Genomic DNA, 11,614 nt, shown 5'->3' with positions numbered 1-11,614 from the left:
AAGCAGATATATGATCTCTGCTTCCCTTCTCTCTTACTTATGTTAAATGCATTGTGCAGTTATGTAACTTCATTTCCCATCCTTCAGTTGATTTTTCAAGTTTAGTGATAGAACAGTTTTTGAGAGATGCTTCATCCAATCCAGGTACCAGGTCTTTCAGAAGATGTTTAATGAAGGATCCATGACTAACGATTAATACTTTTTTATCATGATGTTTTTCTAATATTTCGTTTAAAAATGCCAGTCCTCTCTCGACAACCTTGTCCGACTGTTCAATCCCTAAGTCCAATTCTCTCCAGTTATTTCCCCACTTTTCAATTCTTTCAATTTCGGTAGTCCCTTCAATATAGCCACCACCTACTTCTCTTAGTCTTTTATCCAAACCTATTTGATTGTTTCCTATTCTATCTCCGATAATTCCTGCAGTTTGGCGTGCTCTAAGTAAATTACTTGAATAGATGAAATCCCACTCTTCTGTTTTCAAACGTTCTGCAAGTTTACTAGCTTGCGTAAGTCCTTCAATATCCAGTGGTATATCGGAATTACCCTGCGCTCTTCCCTGCTTATTCCAAGCAGTGCTCCCATGACGAACAAAACCAATTTTTATCATCCATACACATCCATTCTTTTTTGTGAAAATAGTTCTTAACTGAACAAACATTTGTGTTTATGACTGTAATTTCAAGTAAGAATTAATAGCACTAGTGAACTCCTCAGTATTGTCCATTTTAATATATATGGACAGGATTTCTTTCCTAAATCCAAATATCTGGCGAATTTTAACAGGTTGATTTAGTTTAATCACATAAGGAATTTGATCTCTTTCAAGTCCATGTAGTGCTAAGGAAATACTTTTTCGTTCTTTATCTACTTCACTTGGAGTCAGTATATTTTCAGTGACTCCCTTTACTTCCTTCCATTGTACAAAGCCATACTGCCGAATACCTTCTTGAAAATGAATGCCATTTGAATCCAAAATAACAGGTGAAAGGCGAATAGCCTGATAATCGGAAATAATAAATAACATAGCATAAACATCAAGTCCTGTAAGTATCCAGGCCCATGTATGACTGAATTGTGCAACTAAGAAGTGAACTGCTACAATCTCCAAAGCCATGGCATGAACTAATAGAAAAAAAACACCTAGATAACTCGCATTCTTGTGAAAGGTAAATGAATGGGTTTGTCCTTGCTTCACAATTGGGGCTTTTTTTCGCCAACTGAACAAACTATAGTACACTGCTGCGATATCTGTAGCCAAGACCCGTAAAGTGAACTGGAATTTGTTCAGTTTTTCATTCTTAAAAACAAATGTGCGTTGGATTGCAGCCGAAAAACTTAATAGAAAGTGATAATGTATATGTTTCTCTTTCCTATAATTATTAAGAAGTACAGGGAATTTTTTTACTAACGCAACTAATACGACTAATTCAAACGTAATTAGACCGGCTTCAAGTATTAAAACTGTTTGATTAAAATAAGTAAGATATAAATCTGCCTCTCTTGGAATCATCCAATTAGCAAGGAGTAATCCCAAAAAAACAAATGCAAACAAAACAAGCAAGGAAACTCTTTTCTTAAATCCCAGAAAGTAAAGCATTAACGGCAGAATTACTACTAAATCAATTGCTGTGCCTAAGGCTATTAAGTCGTTCACAGGCCCTACAAGTTTTATTTTCATCACGAGATAATTTGGAATAAAAATTAGAAATAGAAAAAATAACATCCGCTTCCACGCTATTTTGTTAACAGAAAAAGAAGCTATCATGCTACCCCTACCCTCTATGTGTTGTTATCAATATTATAATACATTTGCTATACGACCTCCACCTTTCATGGATATGTCTCATTTACTGAAACAACTGCTAATATAATTCGCCAACTCTTGGACATAATAAACTCTAAAAAGGAACGAAATGAGGTGCTTTTATGGAATATGTCTTGCTTCAATTCATTGATATGCCATACCTATCCATTACTATAGATAACGTATTAAAAGTAGAGCAAGAATTTTATGATACACTTCAAACTTATTGGCGCACCCATAACTACTTAAGTTTAAGATGGTGGTTTTTAGTTGCATTAACTTTATTACCTCCACTTGTATGGTGGAAGTTCGTGGATAAGAAAAGAGTGATTGAAATAACATCGTTTGGTTTATTTTATGGTGTTGCTGCTACTTTTCTTGATTCCATAGGGAGTAATGCTATGGTATGGACCTACATCGTTCGGCTTTCTCCATACATAAATCCACAAATGTATCCTTATAATGTTGGGATTGTAATCATTCCATTTATGCTGGTGTATCAAAAATGGGGATATAATTTAAAAAGCTTCTTTATATCTGCAGGTTTCCTATCCGCATTTACAGCTTTTATAGGAGAACCCTTAATGGAATGGTTACTTATATATAAAGAAATTACATGGAAAAACATATATTCTTTCCCTATCTATTGGTTGTTAGGTATTATTGTCTGGTGCATAATCACGTATTTTAAAAAGCTGGAACAAGAAGAACTGAAGCGATGATTTATTCGTTGTTGGTTCTTTTTTTAATTACTGGGACTCTCTTCAAAAATTTTCCTGGTTAAGTGATGTTTCACAATTATATTTACGTGGTATTAGAAATCAGTCGGTGCCTTTAATTACTTTTATCACCGCTATGTTAATACAGTAATAACTTATATTTGGAGGTTTCAAGATGAATCAAGATAGCAAAGGGGCAAGCAGAAAGTTAATTGACTACAGAATTTTCGCCCCTTCTTTACTAATTATTATCGCAATCATTATCCCTTTTTCTCTGTACGAGGATCAATCCCTAAGTTTGCTGAATGGTATTTTTGATAAAATTGTGGAAATGTTCACATGGGGCTATATTTGGTACGGAATAATATTAGTGGTGGCTGCACTATATTTCTCATTTTCTAAGTATGGGAACGTCGTTTTAGGTGATCCAACAGAGAAGCCAAGGTTCACCTTATTTGAATATTCTTCTATTTTAATTGCAATGGGCCTAGGATCCACAATTATGCGTACAGGAATGGTACAATGGGCCTCTGTTGCTTTAGATCCCCCGTCTGGTGTAGAAGCTGGATCTACCCAAGCGCTACTGTGGGGAAATTCGTACAGTATGTTTTTGTGGAGTTTTCAGGTATTTGCTATTTTCGTAATGGCTGCGCCAGCAATGGGTTATATTCTGCATGTCCGTAAGAAGCCATTTATGCGGATTTCCGAAGCATGCCGCACGATATTTGGTGACAAGTTTACAGATGGTTTAGGGGGAAAAGTACTGGATGTAATCTTTCTAGTCAGTATACTAGCTGGTGCAGCTGTAACCCTGGGACTCGGAGCACCTATTGTTACTTACAATCTATCAGAGTTATTTAACATAGAACTCTCGTTTACATTAACATTAATTGTAACTATTGTCTGGGTTTTCCTATTCTCGATTAGCGCATATTTAGGTATAGAAAAAGGAATCAAGAAACTAAGTACCTTAAATATGTACATTGCTGGTGGCTTTGCTGTATTCGTTCTACTAGCAGGACCTGGTATATTTATTCTCAATTACTTTACAGACAGTGTTGGTTTTCTTATATCGAATTATGTAAACATGTCACTTTATACCAATTCATTGGATATGAAAGGAAGCACGCATATCGAAACATATACTGTATTTTGGTTTGCCTACAGTGCAACATGGGCGATGCTGCACAGTGTGTTTGCTGCAAAAATATCCAAAGGTCGAACAATAAAAGAAATGATATTAACATATTTACTGGCACCTACACTAATATCCTGGGTAGCAACTGGCGTCCTCGGAGGGCTTGGTGTACACCGGTATCTTACTGGACAAGTTCCTGTTTTAGATATTGTCAAGGAAGATTCAATGGCAGCTATACCAGCTGTATTAGCTTCATTACCTCTTTCTAATATTGCAATTGCTGTCTTTATAATCGTTGCTATAATTTTCCTGACAACGACACTAGACTCAACAACTTATACAATTGCATCCTATACAGGCACGAAAAATATGAGTAAAGCGGAGCCTTCAAAAAGTTTGAGAATTATTGTGGCCATTATTATAACAATAATAGCTCTAACTTTAATGAGAATAGGTGGTCTTGCTCCACTTGAGGTACTTTCAGGTCTCATGGGGCTACCTATTATTGTCATACAGTTCCTGACAATTTACGCTGCTAAGAAAATGATGGATGAAGATAAAGCGTGGATATATAATATTAGGAAAGATAAATCCATACAGAAAAGCAAGTAAACTTTTTGGGGAAAATAAATAGGCAAGTGTTCATCAACCAACATTATTTTTCAAGGTGATGAACACTTGCCTTATTACATAACAGGCCTATATATAGTAAATTACGAATTGACCCTAACACAACTTCAGAAATGTTTACTAAATAAAAGCAAGGGTCGAGCTTATTTTATTTATATGTTCCTGGTCTGCCCATAAAATAAAGTAATTGTAAGTTATACCCTCGATTTGAATTGGCGTTGGATAACGAATGATTAGAGCGGCTTGACTTCTCATTTCCGGTGGCTGGTCCTCCGACGGAAAAATAAAACATGCCTCTTGCTCTTGAATTTTTGTGTGTACTATACGAGGTTCTGAACCATATGGTAATAGTTGGTGGAATGCTTCGTTTTCGCAAACTTGGTTAATCGGTTCTTCTGTGGAAATCGCTGAAATTTGAAAAAAACCATCCGGTCCTTCATACCTAAGGTCCCCTACCTGTTTCCAATGTATCGGATAATTAAATTGAACGTTATATATGGTGTTAATATAGGTTTTTTCTATAAAAGAATCTGGCAAAGGAGACCATTGTAAGGACGTAATGAGAATACCCTTTATTAATCGAACCGGAACAGGGTGGAATACGTCAACTACCCACATTTCGCTGGCTATTCCTTGGTTATCACAGCCAGAAAGATAAGCAATTCTTCTACCATCTGGCGACCATGTAACAGGAGTAGCAAAGCAATCCGATAATGCCCTTGTTTGTTCGTTTTCTCCTTGATTTCCTGTAGTGTTTATTAATGAAAAATAACCAACATCTTCATATGCAGTTGCGCTGTATGCAATTGTCAATGAATCTGGAGACCATACTGGAAAATAATTTTTAGCAAGTGGTCCTCCCTTGACTTCAAATATTTTTCCAGTTGAAAGCTCTAAAATATAAATAAGTGAGATACTAACCCCAGGAGTTGTATACAACAAGTAGAAGCCGTTAGGGGAAAGACGAACATTATTAAATGCTCCACTAGAGTTTTGGGTGATTTGCCGTTTGTCGGTTCCATCAGTTTGAATATAAAAAAGCTGACTGATCCCTGATGCATCAGGGGCTTGAAAAAGCAGTTCTGTGCCACTTGGAAACCATTGTACATCGGTAGCATTAGGTTGGTTTATTCTCTGGGCCTGGTGTGTGACAATATTGTACAATATTATCTCATTCTGTTTCGTATAAACTAATTTTTGACTATCTGGTGACCAATCCAAATAAATGCCGAAACCCTCCATAAACTGGTCAATACGTGCAATTACACCTTCATCCAACTGCACGATATACAGAATACCATTCTTCCCAACAAAAGCGATTTTTTTACTGTCTGATGACCAAAATGGGATCGAGAAAGATTCTCCTAAACCGGTTGTAATCTGTTTATTAATCCCAGTACTTGGGTCATATAACCATATATCATAGTCTCCACCACGGTTTGATGTATAGGCTATCAATCCCTTCCCCCCACTAGGTGCATATGGAATGATCAACCTATTCCCTGGAAAAATAATAGTAGATGGGAGCCTGTTTACCTCCCTGATCAGTTTAGCATTACTGTTAAATCGTCTTGCAATTTGATACAGTGTATCACCAGATTGTACAACATAATAGGGGATACCGGGAGGAATTCTCAACAGTTGGCCCACTTGCAACATATAAGGAGGTTCAAGTCGGTTTGCTTCGAAAATAACTGATTGTGGCACACCGAAAAATTGAGCAATTTTAAAAACCGTATCTCCTGCTCTAACACGAATGGCATCAACACCAGGAGGAATGGAAAGCTGCTGACCGACATAAATTGTATAAGGTGAAACCAAATTGTTAGCTGCAATAAGAGAGTCAATTGGTAGTGCCCAACGTCTTGCAATTTGATAAACCGTGTCCCCAGGACGAACTGTATAAAAGATTTGCATTATTGCCCCTCCTAAAAAAGTTGATAAATCAATTTATCACTTACTTCTAAAAAGGATACAACACCATTTCACAACTTTTTGTAACCACTACTCTAACTTATCGGATTAATAAGTAAAAATGCATGTCTGGCTTTTATTTAATCCACTTTTTATTTCTTAACGAAATTAAATTTTCCCGATTTGCCACCTTAACCGGATGGTTCTAATTAAATAAAATAATAAAGGCACCCCACCAAAGATAGTAGTTCATTTCCGTGGAAAAAACTTAAAAAAATTTTTTTATATTATTCATAAATAACAGGTATCTCGAGCCTCTCTTCAGTTTCCTTTGGACGTACAACCTCAGCATGAACTCTATCATTTTGTCCATCTCCATCACTGTCAACCGTTGTTTCAATATAAACGGTCTCTCGGATGGCTTCCTCTTTGGAGAATACCGCTTGTGTCATTCCATCTGTAACCTTTATTTTCGGTTCTGGGATCTTCTTGTTAGAAGTCGTCTCAGCGGCGGTGTTTATACTGAAAACAAAAAGCAAACATAATGTGAGCACCAATGTTTTTTTCATCTTCTTTTCCTCCTTAATTGATAAGCAAACAAACCTACTAGTTTAATAACATTTGGATTTAAAACTTCAATACGATTTTCAATTATTACTTAAAAAAAGAAACCTACTAGGAGTACCCAGTAGGTTTCTTATAGCTAGTAAAGTTGATTAGTTTACGGTCGGGAACCCAAATCCAGATGCGTAGTCGTCCCCTGCAGCTGAACCAGATCCTCCTAAGATATCATTGTTTGTCGACCGATTTTGAATCTCAGCACGTAATTGTTCTGCTGTAAGGCTTGGGTTTGTTGCCCAAATTTTCGCTGCCAGTCCAGAAACGTGAGGAGTGGCCATGGATGTACCACTAATAGTATGATAGGTGCCATCGTACCAAGTAGATTCAATAGCACGGCCTGGTGCAGAAACTTCCACATCAAGCTTTCCAATAACATAATCGCCATCCGTGTTTGGATTACCGCGTGAAGAGAAGTCAGCAACACGGTAGGTTCCATTTTCTTGTACATCTTCTAAAGCAGCAACCGCTACAGCGTCAGCGAGTGCTCCAGGATATCCAATTGTATTAGCTGATGGCCCAGAGTTTCCTGCTGCCGCAACCACTAATACTCCATTATCATAAGCATAAGAAACAGCGTCTGTTATGAGAGTAGATTCTGAACTAGCTCCGAGCGACATTGAAATAACTGTGTTTACGTTTAAACGGTTGGCTTCATCTGCAACATGACGGATTGCTGCAGCAATATCATCCGAATAACCTGAACCGCGACGATTTAGCACCTTATAAGACCACAATTTTGCATCAGGTGCCACCCCGTAGATCCCATTTCCAGAACCTCCATCAGCAAGAACGGTTCCGGAAACATGTGTACCATGTCCATTGTCATCTTCACAGAAATTAGTAACCAAATTTGCATTCCTTTGGCTAAAGTCTTTACATTGCTCTATGTTGTTTTTCAAATCAGTGTGATTTATAACACCAGTATCCAGAACGGCTACTTTAACCCCGCTACCTCCAGAAGTAGTCGTAATTGCATCGTTTTGATACATCGCCTCCATTCCCCATGGAGTTTGATCACTTGGTGTAGCTGTTGCAGTAGAACCAGGTTTAGCATCCAGAGACACTTCGTCAACGAGTTCTACTCTTAAATTTTTGTTTTTCTGAAGTGCATGGAACTGTGCAGTAGTGATATCAGTTGTAAAGCCCTGCTGATTGAAATCCCAGCGAATACCATAATTCTTTTTGGCATTCTCCTTAATATTTTCATTGACTGAAGTGATAAGAACGCGTAATCTGTCTGACTTTTCAGCCGCATCAGCCGGTGCAGTAAAAGAGGGGGCGATAAGAATAACAACCATTAAAATACTTCCCAGTAACTTAAAGCTTTTCATTCTGCAAAATCCTCTCCTTAATTATTTTCTACTAATTAGTAGATATAGAAAATCCGACAAAATTCATTTGTTTGAATTTTCTATATTAACTGTAGCACATTCTATACAAGACTAGTATTGAGAAAATTAGAAGCAAAAAGTAGTTTAATAGGTAAGTTTTTGTCGATTTTTTTCAACATGCTGAGTAGAGGTAACGAAATAGATAAAGAGTAATGGGCCCTTTTATCTATTTATTAATTATCTAAAAAGTATTAATATATAAATAGTATCAATATTACAAACATATACCACTCACGCTATTCTATTTTGAATAAAGACATATCAATTACATAACCGTGAAGTTTTCGCAGGTCTTTTTCAATGAGAAAAAGGAGCATTGTAATGGATATATTAGAGAATTATCCTGTAACTGACTATGGAAAACTAATTTATCACTATAGAATAAATACTGGAATTACACAGCATGAACTTGCTTCAGGTATTTGTTCCATTACTTATTTAAGCAAACTGGAAAATAACAAGCTTGATAATGCTAACGAAGAAACTATAAATTTGTTAATGAAACGATTAAATGTAGATTTCACATCCTCTCTGAAAAGTAGACATGAAATAAAAGACCTATTAGAGGAATGGTACAGGCTAATTAAGATCAGAAATATAACTAAGGCGAAGGAATTATATCTAAAATTAGGAGAATACTTTTCTGGTGAAGTCCTAGCAGTCACGTTAAAATACTGGTTTGATTTAATTAGCATTAGACATCTACTGTTACTAAATGATCTAGATAAAGCAAATAAACTTGTTAATACAATTAAAGAATATGATAAGAATTTAAACCAAGAACAATCATGTTACTTCATATATTTTAAAGGAATACTTGCATGTGTAGAAAAAAAACATAGTAAAGGTTTAACACTACTTAGTCAGGCTGAGACAAAATTTAAAGAATTGAAGAATGATAATGACGAATTATTTTATCATTTGGCCCTCACTCATAGTTATTTAAACAACATTACTCTAGCCATATATTACGGGGAAAAAGCTTTGGAATTATTTAATAAAATGGCATATTATCCACGCAGTATTGATTGTCAGCTAATACTGGCTATTAATTACACAAGAGTTAAGAAGTTTGAAGAAGCTAAAAATTATTATAATAATCTACTAGAAATATCGAAATCATCTGGAGACACCACTCTTACCGGTAAGATATTAAATAATCTTGGATTTCTATATTCTGAAGCAGGAGATTATAGTAAATCAATTGACTATTACTTAAATAGCTTAAATTATAAACATCCAGCAGAAGCTAATTACGGCAACACTATTTATGGTCTAGTAGAAGGATATCTAAGCAAAAACGATGTGGAAAGTGCTTTAAAAATGATAAACAAAGGGCTATCAAATCTACATCCTGAGGATATAACCAACAAGGTAAAACTTACAATTAAAAAGTTAGAAATTAAAGAAGATATAAGTCTTAAAGAATACCTAGAAGATGTAGTTCTTCCCTTCTTTAAAGAAGATTATATAAATTTATACAAGACTTACGAAAAACTGGCTACCATACATTCTGAAAACTTTCAGTATAAAAAATCTAGTTACTATTATTCATTATCCATTAACCTTCGTAATAGGATGAATAATGAGGAAGGGGGGAATACAGTATGAAAAAAATGGTAAAGGTAATAATGGTTTCAACACTTATCTTTGGAAGTTATCTATTTCTAGAACAATCAAACGTTAGCAATGTGTATGTATCACCTGACACTCTTAATGGAGAAGATCACCCGGAATATTAAGTATTAGAGTGTATATATTGGAATGGGCGTGATTCGCAAAATCGAATCACGCCCATTTAAAATAAAGTGTCTTATTTCTCACTAGCTTCCTTATTTTGAGAGAAAGTTCAGAGAGAAATTTTGTTCGTAAAAAACGTCTGAGTAATTAAAAATATACCACTCACTGACCAGTACAGTGGTAACGCAGCAGGAACATTAAAAGAAATCACAAGAATCATGACTGGTGAAAGCAACCCCATCCAGCGAAACATCCGGCTTCCCTGCTCTTGTCCTACAGTCATTTTCTTCTGCTGTGCTTTAAACTGTAAAAAATAGATCATCCCAGCAAGTATTGCCATTGTTATATTTGGAACCCCTAAATTAAACCAAAGAAAACTATGCGTTGCAATTTCCTTTGAACTATGAATGGCATAATAGAATCCCATCAGAATAGGTGCTTGAATTAGAAGTGGCAAGCATCCCATTGAAAGCGGATTGATTCCATGCTTGGCGTACAACTGCATCATTTCCTGCTGCAACTCTTTCTGTTTTTCCCCATTCTCTGACTTTTTTAACTCTAGTTGAATTTTATCCATCTCAGGTTTGACGTTTGCCATCTTTTCTTTCATTTCCTTTTGAGTTCTGGATTGCTTTAACATAAATGGCATTATGGTTAATCGAATTAACAGAGTTATTAACACTATCGCTATTCCAAAACTTCCATTAAATAAAGAAGCCGTTGATTTAATTAAAAATGTGAAAGGATCAACAAATAATTGGTAGAGAAGATTTGCGTCCGACCCTCCACTTTCACAACCACTTAAAATTAAAATAATCCCGGTAACTATACTGAATGTAACAATTAAACGTTTCAACTTACTCCTCCTTACAATTTATAAAATCTAAGGTGTAAGAAGAAGATGATGATCGTCGTTATCTCCGTTCGGCGAATCCTTTAATTTAATACACTTTTTTATGAAAATAATAATCGTGTTTATTGGTAAATCTGTATGATTGAGAAGACTATTAGTGGTATATATATTATAAGTAGACCTTGTTTTTACCAAATAATAAAGGTTATCAGACCTATCTATATATTGATGGACAACAAGAAGGGAAAGCGGGAGCAATGCTGACATAAACAAAACATAAAACTGCAAGTCCATAGGTAAATAAAATAGAAATTCAAACATACTGTTTTCCACCTTCCTTATTTTTGTTGATTTCCAATTAAGCTCTGCCTGGTTATACGTTTGTGATATTGAAAAGGTTTCATCTTTAATTCAGGCAATTTCAATGTAAAAAGCTTGGATAAAATGAACTATCCAAATGTTTTCTTGACAGTAAGGAAAACATAAAAACTTTACTTACTGCATAAGTGGAACTAATGCTTGGCGATAAGCTAAATTATCTAAATTGATTCCTATTTTTAATTTTTTGACTCATCAGTTGTTGAACAAGTAAATTCAATCATATGTAGTTTGTTCCTAAGCTAGATAACAATTTAATTCATTTGAATTGAGTATTATTTTATTTCTATTTTTTAACTCAATTTCAATAGGATAAATAGCAGATTCCTTATTTGAAAATATCCATTTTCTTCCTGGTTGAGTCAATAAAATAAATACCCCATGCGCTCTTTCTCCTATAAAGTTAAGATGCTTTGTACTTAT

11 protein-coding genes and 1 pseudogene are annotated in these 11,614 nt (G+C 35.3%); 4 read left to right on the top strand and 8 right to left on the bottom strand.

From position 1 onward, the window contains the following. Positions 1–37: 37 nt before the first annotated feature. The gene (locus ACOI1D_RS19170) at positions 38–610 is read right to left on the bottom strand and encodes a histidine phosphatase family protein (RefSeq protein WP_422503531.1); all 573 of its coding nucleotides are present in this window, start codon (positions 608–610) and stop codon (positions 38–40) included. A gap of 57 nt (positions 611–667) precedes the next feature. Further along, positions 668–1,768, bottom strand: a complete 1,101-nt coding sequence (locus ACOI1D_RS19165) for a hypothetical protein (protein ID WP_422503530.1) — start codon at positions 1,766–1,768, stop codon at positions 668–670. Positions 1,769–1,929: 161 nt separating this feature from the next. On the opposite strand from ACOI1D_RS19165, the gene ACOI1D_RS19160 reads away from it, so the two are divergent. Together ACOI1D_RS19160 and ACOI1D_RS19155 are read left to right on the top strand one after the other, a co-directional pair. Further along, positions 1,930–2,529: a CBO0543 family protein gene (locus tag ACOI1D_RS19160; protein ID WP_422503528.1), complete on the top strand. Its 600-nt coding sequence runs from the start codon at positions 1,930–1,932 to the stop codon at positions 2,527–2,529. A gap of 172 nt (positions 2,530–2,701) precedes the next feature. Beyond that, entirely contained in the window at positions 2,702–4,276 is a 1,575-nt protein-coding gene (locus tag ACOI1D_RS19155; protein ID WP_422503526.1) for a BCCT family transporter, read from the top strand. 138 nt (positions 4,277–4,414) lie between these two features. Here ACOI1D_RS19155 and ACOI1D_RS19150 read toward each other — a convergent pair whose 3' ends face one another. From ACOI1D_RS19150 to ACOI1D_RS19140, 3 genes are all read right to left on the bottom strand, one after another. Then, entirely contained in the window at positions 4,415–6,211 is a 1,797-nt protein-coding gene (locus tag ACOI1D_RS19150) for a LysM peptidoglycan-binding domain-containing protein (RefSeq protein ID WP_422503524.1), read from the bottom strand. Positions 6,212–6,495: 284 nt separating this feature from the next. Further along, a complete protein-coding gene (locus tag ACOI1D_RS19145; RefSeq protein WP_422503522.1) occupies positions 6,496–6,777 on the bottom strand; it encodes a hypothetical protein in 282 nt (93 codons plus the stop codon). A gap of 147 nt (positions 6,778–6,924) precedes the next feature. Continuing rightward, on the bottom strand, positions 6,925–8,160 hold the full coding sequence (locus tag ACOI1D_RS19140) for a S8 family peptidase (protein WP_422503520.1): 1,236 nt from the start codon (positions 8,158–8,160) through the stop codon (positions 6,925–6,927). A 381-nt stretch (positions 8,161–8,541) separates the two neighbouring features. Between ACOI1D_RS19140 and ACOI1D_RS19135 the strand changes: the two genes are divergently transcribed. Next, positions 8,542–9,831, top strand: coding sequence for a tetratricopeptide repeat protein (locus ACOI1D_RS19135; RefSeq protein ID WP_422503519.1), 1,290 nt, complete (start codon positions 8,542–8,544; stop codon positions 9,829–9,831). Further along, the gene (locus ACOI1D_RS19130; protein ID WP_422503518.1) at positions 9,828–9,962 is read left to right on the top strand and encodes a hypothetical protein; all 135 of its coding nucleotides are present in this window, start codon (positions 9,828–9,830) and stop codon (positions 9,960–9,962) included. The genes ACOI1D_RS19135 and ACOI1D_RS19130 overlap by 4 nt, the downstream gene beginning before the upstream one ends. A 107-nt stretch (positions 9,963–10,069) precedes the next feature. On the opposite strand, the gene yidC is transcribed toward ACOI1D_RS19130, so the two are convergent. From yidC to ACOI1D_RS19115, 3 genes and pseudogenes are all read right to left on the bottom strand, one after another. Beyond that, positions 10,070–10,816, bottom strand: a complete 747-nt coding sequence (gene yidC, locus ACOI1D_RS19125; protein WP_422503517.1) for a membrane protein insertase YidC — start codon at positions 10,814–10,816, stop codon at positions 10,070–10,072. A gap of 27 nt (positions 10,817–10,843) precedes the next feature. Beyond that, positions 10,844–11,134: a hypothetical protein gene (locus tag ACOI1D_RS19120; protein WP_422503516.1), complete on the bottom strand. Its 291-nt coding sequence runs from the start codon at positions 11,132–11,134 to the stop codon at positions 10,844–10,846. Positions 11,135–11,428: 294 nt separating this feature from the next. Continuing rightward, a pseudogene (locus ACOI1D_RS19115) lies at positions 11,429–11,614 on the bottom strand (hypothetical protein); the annotation flags it as partial.

Origin of the sequence: Virgibacillus sp. DJP39, from assembly GCF_049310925.1 — a bacterium.
In the GTDB taxonomy this organism is placed as follows: domain Bacteria; phylum Bacillota; class Bacilli; order Bacillales; family Amphibacillaceae; genus Virgibacillus_F.
This window is presented reverse-complemented; position numbering and strand designations above follow the sequence as displayed.

Bases quoted from the DNA above. Each gene is read 5' to 3' on its own strand.
- ACOI1D_RS19170 (WP_422503531.1), bottom strand. From the start codon at position 610: ATGATAAAAATTGGTTTTGTTCGTCATGGGAGCACTGCTTGGAATAAG.
- ACOI1D_RS19165 (WP_422503530.1), bottom strand. From the start codon at position 1,768: ATGATAGCTTCTTTTTCTGTTAACAAAATAGCGTGGAAGCGGATGTTA.
- ACOI1D_RS19160 (WP_422503528.1), top strand. From the start codon at position 1,930: ATGGAATATGTCTTGCTTCAATTCATTGATATGCCATACCTATCCATT.
- ACOI1D_RS19155 (WP_422503526.1), top strand. From the start codon at position 2,702: ATGAATCAAGATAGCAAAGGGGCAAGCAGAAAGTTAATTGACTACAGA.
- ACOI1D_RS19150 (WP_422503524.1), bottom strand. From the start codon at position 6,211: ATGCAAATCTTTTATACAGTTCGTCCTGGGGACACGGTTTATCAAATT.
- ACOI1D_RS19145 (WP_422503522.1), bottom strand. From the start codon at position 6,777: ATGAAAAAAACATTGGTGCTCACATTATGTTTGCTTTTTGTTTTCAGT.
- ACOI1D_RS19140 (WP_422503520.1), bottom strand. From the start codon at position 8,160: ATGAAAAGCTTTAAGTTACTGGGAAGTATTTTAATGGTTGTTATTCTT.
- ACOI1D_RS19135 (WP_422503519.1), top strand. From the start codon at position 8,542: ATGGATATATTAGAGAATTATCCTGTAACTGACTATGGAAAACTAATT.
- ACOI1D_RS19130 (WP_422503518.1), top strand. From the start codon at position 9,828: ATGAAAAAAATGGTAAAGGTAATAATGGTTTCAACACTTATCTTTGGA.
- ACOI1D_RS19120 (WP_422503516.1), bottom strand. From the start codon at position 11,134: ATGTTTGAATTTCTATTTTATTTACCTATGGACTTGCAGTTTTATGTT.